Raw genomic sequence first — 20094 nt, 5'->3', positions numbered from 1 at the left:
TCCGGCTGGCCGAGGCCGCCGGGCTCCTTCCAGGGTAGACGGCTGGGCCGGACCGCGCCAGCGGCGGAAAACACCAGGTCAGGTGACCAGGGACAACCCGATCGAGGCACCGGCCGGGGTCGATGAGCTTCTGCGGGGAAAAGCAGGGGCGGGCATGCTTCTGCCCGCAGAAGTCGGTGGCGGGGGGGGTCAGGCGGGGGCGGTGAGGACCCAGGGGCCGTCGTCGGTGATGGCGACGGTGTGCTCCCAGTGGGCGGCTCGCGACCCGTCAGCGGTGACCACGGTCCAGCCGTCGTCCAGTTCGAGGGTCTCCCCGCCGCCACCGGTCAGCATCGGCTCGACCGCCAGCGCCATGCCCGGCTTCAGCCGCGGGCCCTTCCCCGGCTTCCCGACGTTCGGCAGGAACGGCTCCATGTGCATCTCCGTGCCGATGCCGTGGCCCCCGTACTCCAGGATCATCCCGTACTCGACGCCGTCGGCCTCGCCGGCGCGTTCCGCGGCGGACTGCACGGCGTACGAGATGTCGGTCAGCCGGGCCCCCGGCTGCACGGCCTTGACGCCCGCCCACATCGCCACCCGCGTGGCGTCCGAGAGCGCGAGGTCCTTCGCCGAGACGGACGGGCCGACGGCGATGGTCACCGCGGAGTCGCCGTGCCAGCCGTCGAGGATCGCACCGCAGTCGACGGAGATCAGGTCCCCGTCGGCCAGCACCTGCGAAACCGCCGGGATGCCGTGCACGATCTGCTCGTTCACCGACGCGCAGATCGACGCCGGGAACCCGTGGTAGCCCTTGAACGAGGGCACCGCGCCGGCGTCCCGGATGGTTTGCTCGGCGAGTTCGTCGAGTTCCTTCGTCGAGACACCCGGCTTCGCGGCCTCGGTGACCAGCTCGAGCGTGCGCGCCACGACCAGCCCGGCGGCTCGCATCGCTTCCAGCTCGCCCCGGGACTTCAACTCGATCATGCGACCTCGGCGCAGGAACTTCGGTACACGCAGTCCGCCCACAGTCATTCGCGGTCGGGCAGCGCGGCCAGCACCCTGGCCGAGACCTCGTCGACCTCGCCGACGCCGTCCACGGTCACCAGGATGTTGCCGTAGTACTCCAGCAGCGGCGCGGTCTCCGACCGGTACACCTGCTGGCGGCGCCGGACGACCTCCTCGGTGTCGTCGGAACGACCCCGCGAAAGCAGCCGGGCGACCACGACGTCCTCGGGCACCTCGAGCTGGATGACCGCGTCCAGGGTGGTGTCGGTGTCGGCCAGCATCTGGCCGAGCACGTCCGCCTGCTTGGTGGTGCGCGGGAACCCGTCGAGCAGGAAGCCCGCCTTGGCGTCCGGCTCGGCCAGCCGCTCGCGGACCATCTCGTTGGTGACGGTGTCGGGCACCAGTTCACCCGAGTCCATGTAGCGCTGCGCCTCACGGCCCAGCGGGGTCTGCTCACCCACGTGCGCGCGGAACAGGTCGCCGGTGGAGATGTGCGGGACCCTGAGCTTCTCGGACAACGCGATCGCTTGCGTCCCCTTACCCGCTCCGGGAGGCCCGACCAGAACCAGCCTCGTCATCGGAGGAACCCTTCGTAGTTGCGCTGCATGAGCTGGCTTTCGATCTGCTTCACGGTGTCGAGGCCGACACCGACCATGATCAGCACGGCGGTACCACCGAACGGGAAGTTCTGGTTGTTGCCGTCACCGGTGATGGACAGGAAGAAGTTCGGCAGGATCGCCACCAGGCCCAGGTAGATCGACCCCGGCAGGGTGATCCGGCCGAGCACGAAGCTCAGGTATTCGGCGGTCGGCCGCCCCGGGCGGATGCCCGGGATGAACCCGCCGAACTTCTTCATCTCCTCCGCACGCTCGTCCACGTTGAACGTGATCGTGATGTAGAAGTAGGTGAAGAAGATGATCAGCGCGAAGTACAGCAGGATGTGCACCCAGCTGGACTGGTTCACCACGTAGTTCTGCAGGAAGACCTGCCAGCCCGAGCTGCTGTTCGGGTCGCCGATCAGGCGGCTGATCAGGTCCGGCAGGTACAGCAGCGAGGAACCGAAGATGACCGGGATGACACCGGCCTGGTTCACCTTGATCGGCAGGTAGGTCGAGGTGCCGCCGTACATCCGGCGGCCGACCATGCGCTTGGCGTACTGCACCGGGATCCGGCGCTGACCCTGCTCGACGAAGATGACCGAGGCGATGATCGCCAGGCCGAGCACGCAGACGAAGGTGAACACCACGGCGTTGTTGCGCTCGAGGATGTTGGCGCCCTCGGTCGGCAGCTGGGCGGCGATGTTCAGGAAGATCAGCACCGACATGCCGTTGCCGACGCCGCGCTCGGTGATCAGCTCGCCCAGCCACATCATCACCGCGGTGCCCGCGGTCATGGTGATCACGATCAGGGCGAGCGAGTAGACGCTGTTGTCCGGGATGACCGGCTGGTCGCAGTCCTGGAACAGCTGACCGCGGTCGGCCAGCGCGATCACGCCGGTCGCCTGCAGGATCGCCAGCGCGATCGTCAGGTAGCGGGTGTACTGGGTCAGCTTGCCCTGGCCGGACTGGCCTTCCTTCTTCAGCTCCTCGAACCGCGGGATGACCACGGTGAGCAGCTGGACGATGATGCTCGCCGTGATGTAGGGCATGATGCCCGTCGAGAAGATCGACAACTGCAGGAGAGCCCCACCGCTGAAGAGGTTCAGCAGCGAGTAAATGCCCTCTTGATCGGTCTGCGCCTGACATGCCTGGACGTTGGGGTAGGAAACCCCAGGAGCTGGGGTGATCGCGCCGAGCCGGTACACGGCCACGATCATCAGCGTGAACAGGATCTTCTTGCGCAGGTCCGGCGTCGCGAGAGCCGAGCGGAAGGCGCTGAGCACGCGGGGGACCTCCTCGACGTCATCGGCCATCGAACCGATGAACGGCTTGGCCGGCACGGTGACCGGCGGGAACACTACTCACTGGCAGGCAAGCCAGGAACGCATCAGGGCACACTTGCCCCAAAGCGTGTCGCCGACTCTAACAGCACCCTGATCGCGAGCGGCAGCGTGTACGGCCTATTCGTCCGTGGGTGAACCCGGCGGCGGCTCGGCGGAGGTGCTGGTCACCCGTTCGTGGAGGGTGATCTTCACCGGTGAGGGCGGTCACAACGGGCGGGAGGCGGTGGGGTGAGGGAGATTCTGTCCGCTGTGAGCGGACAGCCGAGATTGGCGGAACCACCCGGGTGGCCTAGTACTCAGGTCCTGGAGCCCGCCAGCAGCCCCGCCATGCCGAGCAGCACGACGCCGGTGCCGCGGTCGAGGTTGCGGCGGGCGCGCAGGCTCATGCGGGCGGCGCTCACCAGCGTGCCCGCGACGATGTAGACGGTGCCGGCGAGGAACTCGGCGAGCAGGTAGACCGCGCCGAGCAGGGCGACCTGCGCGGGCACGGGCCCGTGGGCCGCGTCGATGAACTGGGGCACGAAGGCGGTGAAGATCAGCACCGCCTTCGGGTTGGTGATGGCGACCAGGAACTCCTTGCGCGCGATCGCCGCGGCACCGCGCCCGCCGGCCGGTGCGGCTTCTGCGGGCAAAAGACGGCGGGTCTCGATGAGGATGCGTGCACCGAGGTAGACGAGGTAGGCGACGCCGACCCACTTGACGATGGTGAGCGCGGGTTCCCAGGCGGCGAGCAGCTGGCCAAGCCCGGCGGCGACGGCCGCGATGAGCAGGACGAATGCCGCGAGCCTGCCGAGGAGGCCGATGAGCGCGCGGCCGAGTCCGTGGCCCATGCCGTGGTGCAGGCCGAGCAGGTTGTTGGCGCCCGGGGTCAGCGCGATGAGGGTCGAAGCCCCGAAGAAGACGACCAGCCAGCCCATTCCACCCACCTCCCGATCACGGCGACCCTACCGGCGCTCCCCCTCCCCGCGCGCGCCAATTCCGGCGCCAAGCTTCTGCGGGCAAAAGCCGGTTCGGGTTACGTTTGTGCTGGTGGGGTGGGGTCTTCGGGAACGGGGAAGCCGTAGCGCGGGGTCGAGACATCGGGGGTGGCGCGGGGCCGCCGCCGCGGGTCCAGGTTGAGCAGGACGGCGGCGACGATGGCGAAAACGGCGCCCGCGGCGACCAGCCAGTAACCGAAGCCGGGGCCGGCTGGGGCGCCGGTCGCGGAGAACAGGTCGGTCCAGCCGACGGCCTGCATGCCGATCGAGCCCGCGATCGCGAGCGCGAAGGCGGCGGCCGCGGCGGAGACGGACCGGGCAGGCGAGGCCGTCCTGTGGGACCGGGCGGTGAGCACGGCTGCGACGCCGAGGGCCAGGGCGGCCGCGATCAGCATGGCGCCATTGCGGGCGAACGGAGCGAGAACGTTGCCGTCCTCCAGGCCCGGCAGCCGGCGGAGTCGGACTCGGCCGACCAGCCGGTCACCTTGATGCCGACGCCCTCGGCCCCATCGAGGCCGGGGACGACGCTGACGAACAGCGGGAGGAACGAACCGGTGGCGGTGAGCAGGAGCGCGACCAGGGTGAGGAGGACGCTCAGGCCGCGACGCTGGTCCAGGACAGTGGCCGGTTCAGGTGGCGGCGGCTGATCCGTCATGGCGCGATCCTGGCACCGACCAGCTTCTGCGGGCAAAAGCAGGCCGGGACGCTTCTGCGGGGTAAAGCAGGTTCGCTCGGCTGCGGCGTGCATCGGACTGGGACGGTGCGGCTTCTGCGGGCAGAAGCAGGGTCGTCGGCTTCTGCGGGCTGAAGCAGCTTCGATCCGGCCGTGGAGGGGCGGGTGCAGCTGCGGAGAGAGCTGAGCGGGCTGCGGCTTCTGCGGGCAGTAGCAGGGGGCGACCGATTCTGCGGGCTGAAGCAGGATGCCGGGTGGGGCGGCAGCGGCGCTGTGCGGCTTCTGCGGGCAAAAGCATGCACGTCGGCTTTGCCGGGCTGAAGCGGGAGTGGCTGCGGGTGGAGGCAGGCGCCGGGGTGGGTGGGAGCGGCGCGTGCGGCTTCTGCGGGCTAAAGCAGGCGCGTCGGCTTTTGCGGGCAAAAGCAGGAGGGTGTGAAAAGGCCCGCCGGGTCTTGGGGGACCTGGCGGGCCTTTTGCGGGGAAAAGCCGGTTCAGTTGGTGGTGGCGGAGCCACCGGCGGCTTCGAGCTTTTCCTTGGCGGAGCCGGAGAAGGCGTCGGCGGTGACGTCGAGCTTGACGCCGTTGACGTCGCCGTTGCCGAGGACCTTGACCAGCTTGCCCTTGCGGACCAGGCCGCGGGCCGCCAGCTCCTCCGGGCCGACCTTGCCACCGTCGGCGAAGACGCGGGCGATGTCGCCCACGTTCACCGGCTGGTACTCGGTGCGGAACCGGTTCTTGAAGCCGCGCAGCTTCGGCAGGCGCATGTGGATGGGCATCTGCCCACCCTCGAAGCGCACGGGCACGTTCTTCCGCGCCTTCGTACCCTTCGTACCGCGACCGGCCGTCTTGCCCTTCGAACCCTCACCGCGGCCGACCCGGATCTTGTCCGTCTTGGCGCCGGGCGCGGGCCGCAGGTGGTGGATCTTGATGGCCGTCATGACTTGACCTCCTCGACCTCCACCAGGTGGCGGACCGTGTGGATCAGGCCACGCACCTGGGGGGTGTCCTCACGCACCACCGACTGCCGGATCTTGCGCAGCCCGAGGGTGCGCAGCGATTCGCGGTGGTTGTGCTTCGTGCCGATCTTGCTCTTGACCTGGGTCACCTTGAGCTGAGCCACGTCAGACCCCCTGACCGGCGCGCTGGCGCAGCATCCGGGCCGGGGCGACGTCCTCGAGCGGCAGGCCGCGGCGGGCCGCCACCTCCTCCGGACGCTGCAGGCCCTTCAGAGCCGCGACGGTGGCGTGCACGATGTTGATCGCGTTGTCGCTGCCGAGCGACTTGGAGAGCACGTCGTGCACCCCGGCGCACTCCAGCACCGCACGCACCGAGCCACCGGCGATGACACCGGTACCGGCGCTCGCCGGGCGCAGCAGCACCACACCGGCGGCGTCCTCACCCTGGATCGGGTGGGGGATGGTGCCGGCGATCCGAGGCACGCGGAAGAAGTTCTTCTTCGCCTCCTCGACGCCCTTGGCGATGGCCGCGGGAACTTCCTTGGCCTTGCCGTAGCCGACGCCGACCTGACCGTCACCGTCACCGACCACGACGAGGGCGGTGAAGCTGAAGCGACGACCACCCTTCACGACCTTGGCGACGCGGTTGATGGCCACCACGCGCTCGAGGTGCGGGGTCTTCTCCTGGGCCGCCCCGCCACGGCCGCCGTCGCGGCGATCCCGGCGCTCGCGGCGGTCATTGCGGTCGTTGCCGCCCTGCCCGCCGGGACCGCCCTGGCCGCCGCCGAATTGCCGTGTACGTCCCGGCATCAGGCTTTCCTTCCATTCACAGCCATGTACTGCATCGTCATCAGAACTCCAGGCCCGCTTCGCGGGCGGCGTCCGCGAGCGCGGCGATGCGGCCGTGGTAGGCGTTGCCACCCCGGTCGAACACCACGCTGGTCACCCCGGCGTTCTTGGCGCGGGCCGCCAGCAGCTCGCCGACCTTGGCGGCCTTGGCCTTCTTGTCGCCGTCGGCCGCGCGCACGTCCGCCTCCATGGTCGACGCCGCGGCCAGGGTGTGCCCGGCCAGGTCGTCGATCAGCTGGACGGACAGGTGCCGCGAGGACTTCTTCACGGCCAGCCGCGGCCGCTGCGGAGTCCCGTTGATCTTCTTGCGGAGCCGGAAGTGGCGACGGGTCTTCGCCACGCGACGGCGGGTCGAGACGTCCTTGCCGACCGGCTTGCGCTTCGTCGTAGTCGTGTCGCTCATGATCACTTACCCGTCTTCCCGACCTTGCGGCGGATTCGCTCACCCTCGTACCGCAGGCCCTTGCCCTTGTACGGGTCCGGGCGGCGCAGCTTGCGGATGACCGCGGCCGTCTGGCCGACCTTCTGCTTGTCGATGCCGGACACCGAGAACCGGGTGGGGGTCTCCACCTTGAAGGTGATGCCCTCCGGAGCCGGGATGTGCACCGGGTGGGAGTAGCCGAGGGCGAACTCGAGGTCCGAGCCCTTGGCCTGCACGCGGTAACCGACGCCGTGGATTTCGAGCTTCTTCTCGTAGCCCTCGGTGACGCCGACCACCAGGTTGTTCACCAGGGTGCGGCTCAGGCCGTGCAGGGCGCGGCTGGAGCGCTCGTCATCCGGGCGCTTGACCTCGATGACCCCGTCGTTGAACTCGGCGGTGATGGGCTCGGCGAGCGTGTGCTCGAGCGTGCCCTTCGGGCCCTTGACCGAGATTTGCTGCCCGTCGATCTTGACCTCGACCCCGGCGGGGACGGTGATCGGCAGCTTTCCGATACGTGACATTGCTGATCCCCTCCCTTACCAGACGTAGGCGAGGACTTCGCCGCCCACGCCGTTGCGCTTGGCCTGCCGGTCGGTCTGGAGACCGGAGGACGTCGAGATGATGGCGACCCCGAGGCCACCCAGCACGCTGGGCAGTTCGGTGGACTTGGCGTACACGCGCAGACCGGGCTTCGACACGCGCCGGAGGCCGGCGATGCTGCGCTCACGGTTCGGGCCGTACTTGAGCTGCACCACGAGGTTCTTGTGCTTCTCGCCCGGCTCGTCGCGGAAGGCCGCGATGTAACCCTCGCGCTTGAGGATCTCGGCGATGTTCGCCTTCAGCTTCGAGTGGGGCAGCACGACCTCGTCGTGGTACGCGGAGTTCGCGTTGCGCAGACGGGTCAAGAAGTCTGCGATCGGGTCGGTCATCGTCATGGTGACCTGTCAACCTTTCTCGCCCTGGTTCCCCGCCGGTTTCGCGGCGGGGCCTGTGGCGAACTTGGGAGTGGAGAAGGAAGCCTTACCAGCTGGACTTGCTCACGCCGGGCAGCTCGCCGGCGTGCGCCATCTCGCGAAGGCAGATACGGCACAACCCGAACTTGCGGAAGACCGAGTGCGGGCGACCGCACCGCTGGCAACGGGTGTAGCCGCGCACCTTGAACTTCGGCTTCTTCGCGGCCTTGTGGACCAGTGCTTTCTTGGCCATCGGCTCAGTTCTCCTTGAACGGGAAGCCGAGCTTGCGAAGCAGCGCGCGGCCCTCGTCGTCGGTGGTGGCGGTGGTGACAACGGTGACGTCCATGCCGCGCGGGCGGTCGATGGAGTCGGGGTCGATCTCGTGGAACATCGACTGCTCGTTGAGACCGAAGGTGTAGTTGCCGTTGCCGTCGAACTGCTTCGGCGACAGCCCGCGGAAGTCGCGGATACGCGGCAGCGCGATGTTCAGCAGCCGGTCCAGGAACTCCCACATGCGGTCGTTGCGCAGGGTGACCCGCGCGCCGATCGGCTGGCCCTCGCGCAGCTTGAACTGCGCGATCGACTTCCGGGCCTTGCGCACCTCGGGCTTCTGCCCGGTGATGGTGGCCAGGTCGCGGATGGCGCCTTCGATCAGCTTGCTGTCACGGGCGGCGTCGCCGACGCCCATGTTCACCACGACCTTGACCACACCGGGGATCTGGTGCACGTTCGCGTACTCGAACTCCTTCTGGAGCTCGCCCGCGATGTTCTCGCGGTAGCGCGTCTTCAGACGCGGCACGATCTTCTCAGCGGTGGTCATCAGATGTCCTTGCCGTTCCTGCGCGAGATCCGGACCTTCTTGCCGTCCTCGCCGATGCGGTAGCCCACCCGGGTCGGCTTGCCGTCGGAATCGACGACCATCACGTTCGACACGTGGATGGGGGCTTCCTGGGTCACGATGCCGCCGGACTGGGCACCGCGCTGGGTCTGGCTGATCCGCGTGTGCTTCTTGATCCGGTTGACACCCTCGACCAGCACCCGCGACCGCTCCGGGTAAGCCTGGATGACCTTGCCCTTCGCGCCCTTGTCCTTGCCGGCGATGACGACGACCGTGTCGCCCTTCTTCACCTTCATCACAACACCTCCGGCGCGAGCGAGATGATCTTCATGAACTTCCGATCGCGCAGCTCACGGCCGACCGGGCCGAAGATGCGGGTGCCACGCGGCTCGTTGTCGTTCTTGATGAGCACCGCGGCGTTCTCGTCGAACCGGATGTAGGAGCCGTCCGGACGACGCCGCTCCTTCACCGTGCGGACGATGACGGCCTTGACCACGTCGCCCTTCTTCACCCCGGCAGCCGGGATGGCGTCCTTAACGGTGGCGACGATGATGTCGCCGATACCCGCGTAGCGCCGCCCCGATCCGCCGAGCACGCGGATGCAGAGGATCTCCTTGGCACCCGTGTTGTCGGCGACTCGCAGTCGCGACTCCTGCTGGATCACGTCAACTCCTGTATGTCTCGCCGGTTCTCACCCCGCGGACCGGGGTGAGCCTGGCGGAACGGATAGGGAACTTCCGGAAAAGTCCCCCGGCTTACTTGGCCTTCTCGCGGATCTCGACGAGCCGCCAGCGCTTGGTGGCCGACAGCGGTCGGGTCTCCATGAGCAGAACGCGGTCGCCGATGCCGGCGGTGTTCTCCTCGTCGTGCGCCTTCACCTTGGTGGTGGACCGCATGACCTTGCCGTAGAGGGCGTGCTTCTTGCGGTCCTCCAGCTCGACGACGATGGTCTTGTCCATCTTGTCGGAGACGACCAGGCCCTCACGGACCTTGCGGTAGTTGCGGCCGGACGCCTTGTCCTGCGCCGCGATCGGCTCGCTCATGCGGCACCTTCTTCGTTCTCGGCGTCATCTGGGGAGACGGACAGCCCGAGCTCGCGCTCGCGCATCACCGTGTAGATGCGGGCGATGTCCGAGCGGACGGCCCGCAGCCTGCGGTTGTTGTCCAGCTGCCCGGTGGCCATCTGGAAGCGGAGGTTGAACAGCTCCTCCTTGGCCTCCTTGAGGCGCAGCACGAGCTCCTCCGCAGTGAGTTCACGCAGCTCCGATGCCGCGGCGGTTCCTGCCTTCGCCATCAGAACTCACCACCTTCACGGGTCACGATTCGGCACTTCATGGGCAGCTTGTGGATCGCGCGGCGGAGCGCCTCGCGGGCCGTGGCCTCGTTGGGGAAGCTCAGTTCGAACATCACCCGGCCCGGCTTGACGTTGGCGATCCACCACTCCGGGGACCCCTTACCGGAACCCATGCGGGTTTCGGCGGGCTTCTTGGTCAGCGGGCGGTCCGGGTAGATGGTGGTCCACACCTTGCCGCCACGCTTGATGTGGCGGGTCATGGCGATACGGGCCGCCTCGATCTGCCGGTTCGTCACGTAGCTGTGCTCGAGTGCCTGGATCCCCAGGTCACCGAAGCTGACCTTGGTACCGCCCTTGGCGGCACCGGCGCGCTTCGGCGAGTGCTGCTTCCGGTGCTTGACCTTGCGCGGGATGAGCACGTCAGCCCTCCGTCTTCTCTGCGGCGGCCGGGGTGGTGCCCTCGGCGGCCGGGGTCGCCGACTCGGCGGCGGTGTCGTTCTTGGTCGCCGCGGCGGCCCGGCCCGCTTCCGTGGAGGTGGCCGTGGTGCCCGACGCGCCGGAGCGGCGCGGGCGGGACGGACGGTCGCCACGGTCGCGGCGGGGGGCGCGCTCGGCGGCCGCGGCGGCGTCACGCGCCTCCTTGGCCTTGAGCCCACCGACCACGTCACCCTTGTAGATCCACACCTTCACGCCGATGCGGCCGAAGGTGGTGCGGGCCTCGAAGAAGCCGTAGTCGATGTCGGCGCGCAGCGTGTGCAGCGGCACGCGGCCGTCGCGGTAGTGCTCCGAGCGGGACATCTCGGCACCGCCGAGGCGGCCACCGCACTGCACGCGGATGCCCTTGACCTGCGGCGAGCGCATGGAGCTCTGGATCGCCTTCCGCATCGCGCGGCGGAACGCCACGCGGTTGGACAGCTGCTCCGCCACACCCTGCGCGACCAGCTGGGCGTCGGCCTCGGGGTTCTTCACCTCGAGGATGTTCAGCTGGACCTGCTTCTTGGTCAGCTTCTCCAGCGCACCGCGGATCCGGTCGGCCTCGGCGCCGCGGCGGCCGATGACGATGCCGGGGCGGGCGGTGTGGATGTCCACGCGGACCCGGTCACGGGTGCGCTCGATCTCCACCTTCGAGATGCCGGCCCGCTCCATGCCCGTGGACAGGAGCTTGCGGATCTTGACGTCTTCCGCGACGTACTCGGCGTACTGCTTGTCGGCGTACCAGCGGGACTTCCAGTCCGTGGTGATGCCCAGCCGGAAGCCGTGCGGGTTGATCTTCTGGCCCACTACCGGCCACCTGCCTTCTTGCTGCTCTTCGCCTTCTTGTCGGCCTTGGGCCGCGACTCCACCTCGACGGTGATGTGGCTCGTGCGCTTGCGGATCCGGTACGCGCGGCCCTGGGCCCGCGGGCGGATGCGCTTGAGGGTCGGGCCCTCGTCGGCGTACGCGTTCTTGACCCAGAGGGTGTCGGGGTCGAGGTCGAGGTTGTTCTCGGCGTTGGCCATGGCGCTGGCGAGCACCTTCGCCACCGGCTCACTGGCCGCCTGCGGCGCGAACCGCAGCACGGCGAGGGCGTCGGCGGCGCTGCGGCCCTTGATGAGCTCGATCACCCGGCGCACCTTGGTCGGCGAGTCCCGGACGAAGCGAGCCCGCGCGAAGGCCGTCGGCAGAGCCTCGACCGTCGCATCCTTGGCGTTCATCGCTTGCTACCTCTTTGCTGTCTGTCGCACCGCTCAGCGGCGGCGGGACTTGCGGTCGTCCTTGATGTGACCCTTGAAGGTCCGCGTCGGGGCGAACTCGCCCAGCTTGTGACCCACCATCGCCTCGGTGACGAACACCGGGACGTGCTTGCGGCCGTCGTGCACCGCGATCGTGTGCCCCAGGAAGTCGGGGATGATCGTGGAGCGGCGGGACCAGGTCTTGATCACCGTCTTCTTGCCGGACTCGTTCAGCGCGTCCACCTTCTTGAGCAGGTGGTCATCCACGAACGGGCCCTTCTTCAGGCTGCGCGGCATAGTCTTCTACCTCCCTGCTCAGCGCTTCTTGCCGGTACGCCGGCGGCGGACGATCAGCTTGTCACTCGGCTTGTTGCTGCGGCGGGTGCGACCCTCCGGCTTGCCGTTCGGGTTGACCGGGTGGCGACCACCGGAGGTCTTGCCCTCACCACCACCGTGCGGGTGGTCGACCGGGTTCATCACCACACCGCGGACGGTGGGGCGCTTGCCCCGCCAGCGGTTGCGGCCCGCCTTGCCCCAGTTGATGTTGGCGTGCTCGGAGTTGCCGACCTCGCCGACCGTGGCGCGGTTGCGCACGTCCACGTTGCGGATTTCGCCCGAGGGCATCCGCAGCTGGGCGTACGGCCCGTCCTTGGCCACCAGCTGGACCTTGGCACCGGCGGACCGGGCGATCTTGGCGCCGCCACCGGGGCGCAGCTCGATCGCGTGGATCACCGTGCCGACCGGGATGTTGCGCAGCGGCAGGTTGTTGCCGGGCTTGATGTCGGCGCGGGGGCCGTTCTCCACGGTGTCGCCCTGCTTGAGCTTCTCCGGCGCGATGATGTAGCGCTTCTCGCCGTCGGCGTAGTGCAGCAGCGCGATCCGGGCGGACCGGTTGGGGTCGTACTCGATGTGCGCGACCTTGGCCGGGATGCCGTCCTTGTCGTGCCGGCGGAAGTCGATCAGCCGGTACGCCCGCTTGTGCCCGCCACCCTTGTGCCGGGTGGTGATCTTGCCGGAGGAGTTGCGGCCACCGCGGCCGTGCAGCGGACGCAGCAGCGACTTCTCCGGGGTGGACCGCGTGATCTCCGAGAAGTCGGAGACGCTGGAGCCACGGCGACCGGGGGTGGTCGGCTTGTACTTGCGAATACCCATGTCTGCTCAGTCCCTTACGCGGCGGGTCCGCCGAAGATCTCGATCGGCTTGCTCTCAGCGGACAGGGTCACGACGGCGCGCTTGACGTCCTTGCGCTTGCCGAAGCCGTACCGGGTGCGCTTGCGCTTGCCCTGGCGGTTCAGCGTGTTCACGCTGACGACCTTGACCCCGAAGATCTGCTCGATGGCGATCTTGATCTGGGTCTTGTTGGCGTCCGGGCGAACCACGAACGTGTACTTGTGGTCCTCGAGCAGCCCGTAGGACTTCTCGGAGATCACCGGCGCGAGCACGATGTCGCGGGGGTCAGGAATGGCGACCGAACTCACTGCTCGTCACTCCCTTCGGCAACTTCGCTCGACCGCGCGGTGGCCTTGGCGCCCTTGCCCCTGGCGGGGCCGGCGACGAAGGCGTCGTACGCGGACTTGGTGAACACCACGTCGTCGTTGACCAGCACGTCGTAGGTGTTGAGCTGGTCCGGCGTGATCAGGTGCACGTCGCTGAGGTTGCGCACGGAGCGCCAGGTCAGCTCGTCGTCGCGGTGCAGCACCACGAGCACCCGCTTGGCTTCGGTCAGCGCGCGCAGCGCGGTCTTGGCGGCCTTGGTCGACGGCTTCTCGCCGGAGACCAGCTCGGTGACCACGTGCAGCTGGCCGGCGCGGGCCCGGTCGGAGAGGGCGCCACGCAGGGCGGCTGCCTTCATCTTCTTCGGGGTGCGCTGGGTGTAGTCGCGCGGCGTGGGGCCGTGGACGACGCCACCACCGGTGAACTGCGGGGCGCGGATCGAGCCCTGGCGGGCGCGACCGGTGCCCTTCTGGCGGTACGGCTTCTTGCCACCGCCCGCGACCTCGCCGCGGGTCTTGGTGTCGTGCGTGCCCTGCCGCGCGGCGGCCAGCTGGGCCGTCACGACCTGGTGCATCAGCGGCACGTTGGCCTGCACGTCGAAGATCTCCGCGGGGAGCTCGATCGTGCCGTCGGCTTTACCGGCCGGGGTCTTCAGCTCGACGCTGGTCATTCGGTGTTACCACCCTTCGCGGCGGTCCTGACGAACACCAGACCGCCCTTGTTCCCGGGGACCGCGCCCTTGATCAGCAGCAGGCCCTCGTCGGCGCGCACGTCGTGCACGGTCAGGCCCTGCGTGGTGACCCGCGCGGAACCCATCCGGCCCGCCATGCGGAGCCCCTTGAAAACACGGCCGGGGGTGGCGCAGCCACCGATCGAACCCGGCTTGCGGTGCACGGCCTGCGCACCGTGGCTGGCGCCCTGGCCCTTGAAGCCGTGGCGCTTCATCACCCCGGCGTAGCCCTTGCCCTTGGTGGTGCCGGTCACGTCGACCACGGAGCCGGCGCCGAACACCTCGGCGGTGATCTCCTGGCCGACCTCGTAACCGTCGGCGTCGGTGGTGCGCAGCTCGGCGAGGTGCCGGCGCGGGGTCACCCCGGCCTTGTCGAAGTGGCCGGTCTTCGGCTTGTTGACCCGGCGCGGGTCCACGGCACCGAAGGCCAGCTGCACGGCGCTGTAGCCGTCCTTGTCCTGGGTACGGATCTGGGTCACCACGTTCGGCCCGGCCTGCACGACGGTCACCGGAACCATCCGGTTGTTCTCGTCGAAGACCTGGGTCATGCCGAGCTTGGTGCCCAGGATGCCCTTCACTTGCCTGTCAGACATGAGTCTCTTATCTCCGCCGCTCGCCAAACGCTCTTACTGGATGTTGACGTCGACGCTGGCCGGCAGGTCGATGCGCATGAGCGCGTCCACCGTCTTCGGCGTCGGGTCGAGGATGTCGATCAGCCGCTTGTGCGTGCGCATCTCGAAGTGCTCGCGCGAGTCCTTGTACTTGTGCGGCGAGCGGATGACGCAATAAACGTTCTTCTCGGTGGGCAGCGGCACCGGGCCCACGACTGAGGCACCGGTGCGCGTGACCGTCTCGACGATCTTGCGCGCGCTGGCGTCGATCGCCTCGTGGTCGTAGGCCTTGAGCCGAATGCGGATCTTCTGTCCCGCCATGGTGGCTGCGTTCCTTGTCGTCTCGTGCCGCTATCTGTTCAACCCGGGCCGTGGCCGGGGTTTCCGCAGTTCAACGGCCCTGTCTCCGGTCCACGCGGTCGGGCGTGTCGCGCCCGGTGCGCAGACGGATCCCCGGGGATCGTCGTCCTGCCTGGTCTTCCTCAACGTGAGGGGGCCGCCGCATCGGCGTCCCTTGCCCGCAACCCTCACCCGAAGGAAGAGCTCGGCGGACCTCGGCTCTCGCGACAGGGCGGCCGCAACCCGGACTCGGGTTCGGCCGCCCCATCACGAAGCAACCTGAATAGTGTCGCACAGGTGATTCCACGACCTGAACCCGGGGTCAACCGCCCCCCGGGTTCAGGTGGAAATCACTTGACGATCTTGGTGACCTGACCGGCGCCGACGGTGCGGCCACCCTCGCGGATGGCGAACCGCAGACCCTCGTCCATCGCGATCGGCTGGATGAGCTGAACGCTGATGTTGGTGTTGTCGCCCGGCATCACCATCTCGGTGCCCTCGGCGAGGGTGACCACGCCGGTGACGTCGGTGGTGCGGAAGTAGAACTGCGGGCGGTAGTTGTTGAAGAACGGGGTGTGACGGCCACCCTCGTCCTTCGACAGGATGTAGACCGAGCCCTCGAACTCCGTGTGCGGGGTGGTGGTGCCCGGCTTCACGATGACCTGGCCGCGCTCGACGTCCTCGCGCTTGATGCCGCGGAGCAGGAGGCCGACGTTGTCGCCCGCCTGGCCCGAGTCGAGCAGCTTGCGGAACATCTCGACACCGGTGACGGTGGTCTTGGTCGACTTCTCGCGGATGCCGACGATCTCGACCTCTTCGTTCACGTTGACCTGGCCGCGCTCCACGCGACCGGTCACCACGGTGCCACGACCGGTGATGGTGAACACGTCCTCGATCGGCATCAGGAACGGCTTGTCGAGGTCGCGCACCGGGTCCGGCACGTTGTCGTCGACGGCGCTCATCAGCTCGAGGACCGACTCGGCCCACTTGGCGTCGCCCTCGAGGGCCTTCAGGCCGGAAACGCGCACCACGGGGGCGTCGTCGCCGGGGAACTCCTGGGAGGACAGCAGCTCGCGGACCTCCAGCTCGACCAGCTCGAGGATCTCCTCGTCGTCCACCATGTCGGCCTTGTTCAGGGCCACCACGATGTAGGGCACGCCGACCTGGCGGGCGAGCAGCACGTGCTCACGGGTCTGCGGCATCGGGCCGTCGGTCGCGGCGACCACCAGGATCGCGCCGTCCATCTGGGCGGCACCGGTGATCATGTTCTTGATGTAGTCCGCGTGACCGGGGGCGTCCACGTGGGCGTAGTGGCGCTTCTCGGTCTGGTACTCGACGTGCGAGATGTTGATCGTGATACCGCGCTGCTTCTCTTCCGGCGCGTTGTCGATCTGGTCGAACGCCCGCGACTCGTTGAGCTCCGGGTACTTGTCGTGCAGAACCTTGGTGATCGCCGCGGTCAGAGTGGTCTTCCCGTGGTCGACGTGACCGATGGTTCCGATGTTGACGTGCGGCTTGCTCCGCTCGAACTTCGCCTTCGCCACTGGAATGTCCTCCTGGACTTTTTGAGCTTGCTCACCGAACGACGTGGCTGTCGACGGCGAATCATCTGGTCGGCCGGGCGGGCCCCGGTTCGGGACCCGCACGGCCGCGGGCTTGGGGTGTTACTCCCCCGTCGCCTTGGCGACGATCTCCTTCGCGACGTTCGCGGGAACCTCGGCGTAGGAGTCGAACTGCATGGAGTAGTTCGCCCGGCCCTGGGTACGCGACCGCAGGTCACCGACGTAGCCGAACATCTCCGACAGCGGAACCAGTGCCTTCACGACACGGGTGCCTGCGCGCTCCTCCATGGCCTGGATCTGGCCACGGCGGGAGTTCAGGTCGCCGATCACGTCACCCATGTAGTCCTCGGGCGTGGTGACCTCGACGGCCATCATCGGCTCGAGGATGACCGGGTTCGCCTTCTTCGCGGCTTCCTTCATCGCCATCGAACCGGCGATCTTGAACGCCATCTCGGAAGAGTCGACCTCGTGGTACGCGCCGTCCAGCAAGGTGAACTTCAACCCGACGAGCGGGTAGCCGGCCAGCACGCCGTACTGCATGGCGTCCTGCGCGCCCGCGTCCACCGAGGGGATGTACTCCCGCGGGACGCGGCCACCGGTGACCTTGTTGTCGAACTCGTAGAGTGCGCCGTCGGTGGTCGCCAGCGGCTCCAGCTTGACGATCACCTTGGCGAACTGACCGGAACCACCGGTCTGCTTCTTGTGCACGTAGTCGAGCTTCTCGACCGTCTTGCGGATCGTCTCGCGGTAGGCGACCTGCGGCTTGCCGATGTTCGCCTCGACCTTGTAGTCGGACTTCATCCGGTTCACCAGCACCTCGAGGTGCAGCTCACCCATGCCGGCGATGATCGTCTGGCCGGTCTCCTCGTCGAGGTTGACCTGGAAGGTCGGGTCCTCTTCGGCGAGCCGCTGGATGGCCAGCGAGAGCTTCTCCTGGTCGGCCTTGGTCTTCGGCTCGATGGCCACCCGGATGACCGGCTCCGGGAAGGTCATCGACTCCAGCACGACCGGGTTCTGCGGGTCGGCCAGGGTGTCCCCGGTGGTGGTGTCCTTGAGGCCCTGGACCGCGTAGATGTGGCCGGCCTGGCCCTCTTCGACCGGGTTCTCCTTGTTGGAGTGCATCTGGAACAGACCGCCGATGCGCTCCTTGCGCTCCTTGGTCGCGTTGATGACCTGCGCGCCCTTGGCGACCTTGCCCGAGTAGACCCGGATGTAGGTCAGCTTGCCGAAGAACGGGTGCGCGGCGATCTTGAACGCGAGCGCGGAGAACGGCTCGGAGACCGACGCCTCACGGGTGGCCTTGGTCTCACCGTCGGTGAGGGTGCCCTCGACGGCCGGGACGTCCAGCGGCGACGGCAGGTAGTCGATCACCGCGTCGAGCATGGGCTGCACGCCCTTGTTCTTGAAGGCGGAACCGGTGAGCACCGGGTACGCCTCGCGCGCGATCGTCAGCTTGCGGATGCCGGCCTTGATCTCGGCCTCGGTCAGCTCCTCGCCGCCGAAGAACTTCTCCATCAGCGCGTCGTCGGTCTCGGCGATCGCCTCGACCAGCTTCTCGCGGTACTCGGCGGCCTTGTCGGCGAGCGCGGCGGGGATGTCCTCGACCGCGTAGTCCTCACCCTTCTGGACCTCGCCGCGCCAGGTCAGCGCCTTCATGCGGACCAGGTCGACGACGCCCTCGAAGTCGCTCTCGGCACCGATCGGCAGCTGGATGACCAGCGGCCGGGCCCCGAGGCGGTCCTCGATGGTCTTCACGGTGAAGTAGAAGTCCGCCCCGAGCTTGTCCATCTTGTTGACGAAGCAGATGCGCGGGACCTCGTACTTGTCGGCCTGCCGCCAGACCTGCTCGGACTGCGGCTCGACGCCCTCCTTGCCGTCGAAGACGGCGACCGCACCGTCGAGCACCCGCAGCGAACGCTCCACCTCGACGGTGAAGTCGACGTGGCCGGGGGTGTCGATGATGTTGATCTGGTGGTCGGCCCAGAAGGTGGTGGTGGCAGCCGAGGTGATGGTGATCCCCCGCTTCTGCTCCTCCTCCATCCAGTCCATGGTGGCGGCGCCGTCGTGGACCTCGCCGATCTTGTAGTTGATCCCGGTGTAGAACAGGATCCGCTCGGTCGTGGTGGTCTTACCGGCGTCGATGTGGGCCATGATGCCGATGTTGCGGACCTTGTTCAGGTCGGTCAGCACGTCACGTGCCACTGCAGTGTTCCCCTGTCTCAAACTTGGGGCCCGGGCTGGCTTGGATCGACAGCCGGGCGGACGTCACCAGCGGTAGTGGGCGAACGCCTTGTTGGACTCGGCCATCTTGTGCGTGTCCTCGCGGCGCTTCACGCTCGCCCCGAGGCCGTTGCTCGCGTCGAGGAGCTCGTTCTGCAGGCGCTCGATCATGGTCTTCTCGCGGCGCTGCTGCGAGAAGGAGACCAGCCAGCGCAGCGCAAGGGTGGTCGAGCGGCCGGGCTTGACCTCGATCGGCACCTGGTAGGTGGCGCCACCGACCCGGCGGCTCTTCACCTCGATGGTGGGCTTCACGTTGTCGAGCGCGCGCTTCAGCGTGACGACCGGGTCGGTGCCGGTCTTCTCGCGAGCGCCTTCGAGCGCGCCGTAGACGATGCGCTCGGCCAGGGACCGCTTCCCGTCCTTGAGCACCTTGTTCACCAGCTGGGTGACCAGCGGCGAGGCGTAGACGGGGTCGGAGATCAATGGCCGCTTCGGGGCCGGACCCTTGCGGGGCATATCAGCTCTTCTCCTTCTTCGCGCCGTACCGGCTGCGCGCCTGCTTGCGGTTCTTCACACCCTGCGTGTCGAGCGAACCGCGGATGATCTTGTAGCGGACCCCCGGCAGGTCCTTCACGCGGCCGCCGCGCACGAGCACCATCGAGTGCTCCTGCAGGTTGTGGCCTTCACCGGGGATGTAGGCGGTGACCTCGATGCCGCTGGTCAGCTTCACACGAGCGACCTTGCGCAGCGCCGAGTTCGGCTTCTTGGGGGTCGTGGTGTACACGCGGGTGCACACGCCACGCCGCTGCGGGCTCCCCTTGAGGGCCGCGGTCTTCTGCTTGGCAGCCTTGTCCTGGCGGCCCTTGCGGACCAGCTGCTGGATCGTGGGCAATGGACCAGCTTTCTGTCGCGATCTTGCTTGTTTCTCCCCGGCCCCCGCGGTCGGGCGTGTCGGCCCGCGTCAGGGTCGGCTGGACCCTTTCCCACTGGGGTTTCCGTGGAACTGCTTGTGCTCGAGCCCGCCCGGACGGCCCCGGCGAGCGCTGCACGCGTCCCGCCCGGCGCCTGACGGCACACGGAGCGGCCCGACATGTGCCGGGCACGGTCATCAAAGATACCCGCCCGGGCGAGCAGCCCGCGATCGGGGGGTCGGAACCGGGGACGGACCACCCAGTCTAGCGCTTCGGAGCCGGGGCGTGACGGATTCCCACCGGCCGCGTTTCGAGCCGGATCACCGGACGCGGGGGTGCGGCTTCTGCGGGGAAAAGCCGGACGGGGTGGGGTTCACGCTGGTCAGCCGGACGCGACCGGCTTTTGCCCGCAGAAGCACGCGGGGGTGAGCGGGGTGGGTTTCGGGGGTTTCGGGTGGTTCGGAGCCGGTGACCCGAGTGGGACGCGACCGCTCGGACGTGCGGTTCATCCGGGTGAAAGCGGAGTGGGGGGGGGGGGGGGGGGGGGGGGGGGGGGAGAAGAGAGAGGGGGGGGGGGGGGGGTCCTTTTTGGGGGTGGGGGGGGACTGTGGACGGGGGGATGGGCGT

At 68.2% G+C, this 20094-nt stretch carries 31 protein-coding genes; all 31 read right to left on the bottom strand.

Going from position 1 to position 20094, the window contains the following annotated elements; genetic code table 11:
* Positions 1-189: 189 nt before the first annotated feature.
* The 31 genes from map to rpsL all read right to left on the bottom strand — a co-directional run bounded on the left by map (position 190) and on the right by rpsL (position 19448).
* Entirely contained in the window at positions 190-963 is a 774-nt protein-coding gene (gene map, locus AC07EG_RS00155) for a type I methionyl aminopeptidase (RefSeq protein WP_478250729.1), read from the bottom strand.
* A gap of 44 nt (positions 964-1007) precedes the next feature.
* A complete protein-coding gene (locus AC07EG_RS00150) occupies positions 1008-1562 on the bottom strand; it encodes an adenylate kinase (RefSeq protein ID WP_478250728.1) in 555 nt (184 codons plus the stop codon).
* Complete coding sequence (gene secY / locus AC07EG_RS00145; protein WP_478251204.1) at positions 1559-2866, bottom strand: preprotein translocase subunit SecY; 1308 nt, start codon at positions 2864-2866, stop codon at positions 1559-1561. Before secY ends, AC07EG_RS00150 begins: the two co-directional genes overlap by 4 nt.
* Before the next feature lie 356 nt (positions 2867-3222).
* Positions 3223-3843 carry a LysE family translocator gene (locus tag AC07EG_RS00140; protein WP_478250727.1) on the bottom strand — a complete coding sequence of 207 codons (621 nt, stop codon included), beginning with the start codon at positions 3841-3843 and terminating at the stop codon, positions 3223-3225.
* A gap of 98 nt (positions 3844-3941) precedes the next feature.
* A complete protein-coding gene (locus AC07EG_RS00135; RefSeq protein WP_478250726.1) occupies positions 3942-4298 on the bottom strand; it encodes a hypothetical protein in 357 nt (118 codons plus the stop codon).
* Positions 4292-4558 (bottom strand): hypothetical protein, encoded by a 267-nt coding sequence (locus AC07EG_RS00130; RefSeq protein ID WP_478250725.1) that lies wholly within the window; start codon positions 4556-4558, stop codon positions 4292-4294. The genes AC07EG_RS00135 and AC07EG_RS00130 overlap by 7 nt, the downstream gene beginning before the upstream one ends.
* 509 nt (positions 4559-5067) lie before the next feature.
* A complete protein-coding gene (rplO, locus tag AC07EG_RS00125) occupies positions 5068-5514 on the bottom strand; it encodes a 50S ribosomal protein L15 (protein WP_478250724.1) in 447 nt (148 codons plus the stop codon).
* A complete protein-coding gene (gene rpmD / locus AC07EG_RS00120) occupies positions 5511-5696 on the bottom strand; it encodes a 50S ribosomal protein L30 (RefSeq protein ID WP_206802767.1) in 186 nt (61 codons plus the stop codon). The genes rplO and rpmD overlap by 4 nt, the downstream gene beginning before the upstream one ends.
* A 1-nt stretch (position 5697) precedes the next feature.
* Positions 5698-6342: a 30S ribosomal protein S5 gene (gene rpsE / locus AC07EG_RS00115; RefSeq protein WP_153035992.1), complete on the bottom strand. Its 645-nt coding sequence runs from the start codon at positions 6340-6342 to the stop codon at positions 5698-5700.
* A 40-nt stretch (positions 6343-6382) separates the two neighbouring features.
* A complete protein-coding gene (rplR, locus tag AC07EG_RS00110; RefSeq protein ID WP_418190762.1) occupies positions 6383-6790 on the bottom strand; it encodes a 50S ribosomal protein L18 in 408 nt (135 codons plus the stop codon).
* Complete coding sequence (gene rplF / locus AC07EG_RS00105) at positions 6787-7323, bottom strand: 50S ribosomal protein L6 (RefSeq protein ID WP_478250723.1); 537 nt, start codon at positions 7321-7323, stop codon at positions 6787-6789. Before rplF ends, rplR begins: the two co-directional genes overlap by 4 nt.
* Positions 7324-7338: 15 nt before the next feature.
* The gene (rpsH, locus tag AC07EG_RS00100) at positions 7339-7737 is read right to left on the bottom strand and encodes a 30S ribosomal protein S8 (protein WP_113695894.1); all 399 of its coding nucleotides are present in this window, start codon (positions 7735-7737) and stop codon (positions 7339-7341) included.
* An 85-nt stretch (positions 7738-7822) separates the two neighbouring features.
* Entirely contained in the window at positions 7823-8008 is a 186-nt protein-coding gene (locus AC07EG_RS00095; protein ID WP_113695893.1) for a type Z 30S ribosomal protein S14, read from the bottom strand.
* A gap of 4 nt (positions 8009-8012) precedes the next feature.
* Positions 8013-8576 carry a 50S ribosomal protein L5 gene (gene rplE / locus AC07EG_RS00090; RefSeq protein ID WP_113695892.1) on the bottom strand — a complete coding sequence of 188 codons (564 nt, stop codon included), beginning with the start codon at positions 8574-8576 and terminating at the stop codon, positions 8013-8015.
* On the bottom strand, positions 8576-8890 hold the full coding sequence (gene rplX / locus AC07EG_RS00085) for a 50S ribosomal protein L24 (protein ID WP_113695891.1): 315 nt from the start codon (positions 8888-8890) through the stop codon (positions 8576-8578). Before rplX ends, rplE begins: the two co-directional genes overlap by 1 nt.
* Positions 8890-9258 (bottom strand): 50S ribosomal protein L14, encoded by a 369-nt coding sequence (gene rplN, locus AC07EG_RS00080; protein WP_004558867.1) that lies wholly within the window; start codon positions 9256-9258, stop codon positions 8890-8892. Before rplN ends, rplX begins: the two co-directional genes overlap by 1 nt.
* 91 nt (positions 9259-9349) lie before the next feature.
* Positions 9350-9637: a 30S ribosomal protein S17 gene (gene rpsQ / locus AC07EG_RS00075; RefSeq protein ID WP_113695890.1), complete on the bottom strand. Its 288-nt coding sequence runs from the start codon at positions 9635-9637 to the stop codon at positions 9350-9352.
* On the bottom strand, positions 9634-9888 hold the full coding sequence (rpmC, locus tag AC07EG_RS00070) for a 50S ribosomal protein L29 (protein ID WP_478250722.1): 255 nt from the start codon (positions 9886-9888) through the stop codon (positions 9634-9636). Before rpmC ends, rpsQ begins: the two co-directional genes overlap by 4 nt.
* On the bottom strand, positions 9888-10307 hold the full coding sequence (gene rplP / locus AC07EG_RS00065) for a 50S ribosomal protein L16 (RefSeq protein ID WP_113695888.1): 420 nt from the start codon (positions 10305-10307) through the stop codon (positions 9888-9890). Before rplP ends, rpmC begins: the two co-directional genes overlap by 1 nt.
* A gap of 1 nt (position 10308) precedes the next feature.
* Complete coding sequence (rpsC, locus tag AC07EG_RS00060; protein ID WP_113695887.1) at positions 10309-11169, bottom strand: 30S ribosomal protein S3; 861 nt, start codon at positions 11167-11169, stop codon at positions 10309-10311.
* Positions 11169-11582 carry a 50S ribosomal protein L22 gene (gene rplV / locus AC07EG_RS00055; RefSeq protein WP_478250721.1) on the bottom strand — a complete coding sequence of 138 codons (414 nt, stop codon included), beginning with the start codon at positions 11580-11582 and terminating at the stop codon, positions 11169-11171. The genes rpsC and rplV overlap by 1 nt, the downstream gene beginning before the upstream one ends.
* A gap of 33 nt (positions 11583-11615) precedes the next feature.
* Complete coding sequence (gene rpsS / locus AC07EG_RS00050) at positions 11616-11897, bottom strand: 30S ribosomal protein S19 (protein ID WP_003102083.1); 282 nt, start codon at positions 11895-11897, stop codon at positions 11616-11618.
* An 18-nt stretch (positions 11898-11915) separates the two neighbouring features.
* Positions 11916-12752, bottom strand: coding sequence for a 50S ribosomal protein L2 (gene rplB / locus AC07EG_RS00045; RefSeq protein ID WP_478250720.1), 837 nt, complete (start codon positions 12750-12752; stop codon positions 11916-11918).
* A 14-nt stretch (positions 12753-12766) separates the two neighbouring features.
* Entirely contained in the window at positions 12767-13078 is a 312-nt protein-coding gene (gene rplW, locus AC07EG_RS00040; RefSeq protein WP_478250719.1) for a 50S ribosomal protein L23, read from the bottom strand.
* Positions 13075-13764, bottom strand: a complete 690-nt coding sequence (gene rplD / locus AC07EG_RS00035) for a 50S ribosomal protein L4 (protein ID WP_478250718.1) — start codon at positions 13762-13764, stop codon at positions 13075-13077. The genes rplW and rplD overlap by 4 nt, the downstream gene beginning before the upstream one ends.
* Positions 13761-14417: a 50S ribosomal protein L3 gene (gene rplC / locus AC07EG_RS00030; RefSeq protein WP_478250717.1), complete on the bottom strand. Its 657-nt coding sequence runs from the start codon at positions 14415-14417 to the stop codon at positions 13761-13763. Before rplC ends, rplD begins: the two co-directional genes overlap by 4 nt.
* Before the next feature lie 33 nt (positions 14418-14450).
* Positions 14451-14756 carry a 30S ribosomal protein S10 gene (rpsJ, locus tag AC07EG_RS00025; protein WP_003883485.1) on the bottom strand — a complete coding sequence of 102 codons (306 nt, stop codon included), beginning with the start codon at positions 14754-14756 and terminating at the stop codon, positions 14451-14453.
* A 368-nt stretch (positions 14757-15124) separates the two neighbouring features.
* Positions 15125-16318, bottom strand: a complete 1194-nt coding sequence (gene tuf, locus AC07EG_RS00020) for an elongation factor Tu (RefSeq protein WP_478250716.1) — start codon at positions 16316-16318, stop codon at positions 15125-15127.
* Between the two features lie 120 nt (positions 16319-16438).
* Positions 16439-18538, bottom strand: coding sequence for an elongation factor G (gene fusA / locus AC07EG_RS00015; protein ID WP_478250715.1), 2100 nt, complete (start codon positions 18536-18538; stop codon positions 16439-16441).
* 63 nt (positions 18539-18601) lie between these two features.
* Complete coding sequence (rpsG, locus tag AC07EG_RS00010; protein WP_009072291.1) at positions 18602-19072, bottom strand: 30S ribosomal protein S7; 471 nt, start codon at positions 19070-19072, stop codon at positions 18602-18604.
* A 1-nt stretch (position 19073) separates the two neighbouring features.
* Entirely contained in the window at positions 19074-19448 is a 375-nt protein-coding gene (rpsL, locus tag AC07EG_RS00005; RefSeq protein ID WP_003102113.1) for a 30S ribosomal protein S12, read from the bottom strand.
* Positions 19449-20094: the final 646 nt, after the last annotated feature.

This window comes from Amycolatopsis sp. NPDC045836, assembly GCF_056431745.1.
This window is presented reverse-complemented; position numbering and strand designations above follow the sequence as displayed.

Coding starts and splice junctions, on each gene's coding strand:
- map (WP_478250729.1), bottom strand. CDS start 963: ATGATCGAGTTGAAGTCCCGGGGCGAGCTGGAAGCGATGCGAGCCGCC.
- AC07EG_RS00150 (WP_478250728.1), bottom strand. CDS start 1,562: ATGACGAGGCTGGTTCTGGTCGGGCCTCCCGGAGCGGGTAAGGGGACG.
- AC07EG_RS00140 (WP_478250727.1), bottom strand. CDS start 3,843: ATGGGCTGGCTGGTCGTCTTCTTCGGGGCTTCGACCCTCATCGCGCTG.
- AC07EG_RS00135 (WP_478250726.1), bottom strand. CDS start 4,298: ATGCTGATCGCGGCCGCCCTGGCCCTCGGCGTCGCAGCCGTGCTCACC.
- AC07EG_RS00130 (WP_478250725.1), bottom strand. CDS start 4,558: ATGACGGATCAGCCGCCGCCACCTGAACCGGCCACTGTCCTGGACCAG.
- rplO (WP_478250724.1), bottom strand. CDS start 5,514: ATGACGGCCATCAAGATCCACCACCTGCGGCCCGCGCCCGGCGCCAAG.
- rpsE (WP_153035992.1), bottom strand. CDS start 6,342: ATGCCGGGACGTACACGGCAATTCGGCGGCGGCCAGGGCGGTCCCGGC.
- rplF (WP_478250723.1), bottom strand. CDS start 7,323: ATGTCACGTATCGGAAAGCTGCCGATCACCGTCCCCGCCGGGGTCGAG.
- rpsH (WP_113695894.1), bottom strand. CDS start 7,737: ATGACGATGACCGACCCGATCGCAGACTTCTTGACCCGTCTGCGCAAC.
- AC07EG_RS00095 (WP_113695893.1), bottom strand. CDS start 8,008: ATGGCCAAGAAAGCACTGGTCCACAAGGCCGCGAAGAAGCCGAAGTTC.
- rplE (WP_113695892.1), bottom strand. CDS start 8,576: ATGACCACCGCTGAGAAGATCGTGCCGCGTCTGAAGACGCGCTACCGC.
- rplX (WP_113695891.1), bottom strand. CDS start 8,890: ATGAAGGTGAAGAAGGGCGACACGGTCGTCGTCATCGCCGGCAAGGAC.
- rpsQ (WP_113695890.1), bottom strand. CDS start 9,637: ATGAGCGAGCCGATCGCGGCGCAGGACAAGGCGTCCGGCCGCAACTAC.
- rpmC (WP_478250722.1), bottom strand. CDS start 9,888: ATGGCGAAGGCAGGAACCGCCGCGGCATCGGAGCTGCGTGAACTCACT.
- rplV (WP_478250721.1), bottom strand. CDS start 11,582: ATGAACGCCAAGGATGCGACGGTCGAGGCTCTGCCGACGGCCTTCGCG.
- rpsS (WP_003102083.1), bottom strand. CDS start 11,897: ATGCCGCGCAGCCTGAAGAAGGGCCCGTTCGTGGATGACCACCTGCTC.
- rplB (WP_478250720.1), bottom strand. CDS start 12,752: ATGGGTATTCGCAAGTACAAGCCGACCACCCCCGGTCGCCGTGGCTCC.
- rplD (WP_478250718.1), bottom strand. CDS start 13,764: ATGACCAGCGTCGAGCTGAAGACCCCGGCCGGTAAAGCCGACGGCACG.
- rplC (WP_478250717.1), bottom strand. CDS start 14,417: ATGTCTGACAGGCAAGTGAAGGGCATCCTGGGCACCAAGCTCGGCATG.
- rpsJ (WP_003883485.1), bottom strand. CDS start 14,756: ATGGCGGGACAGAAGATCCGCATTCGGCTCAAGGCCTACGACCACGAG.
- rpsG (WP_009072291.1), bottom strand. CDS start 19,072: ATGCCCCGCAAGGGTCCGGCCCCGAAGCGGCCATTGATCTCCGACCCC.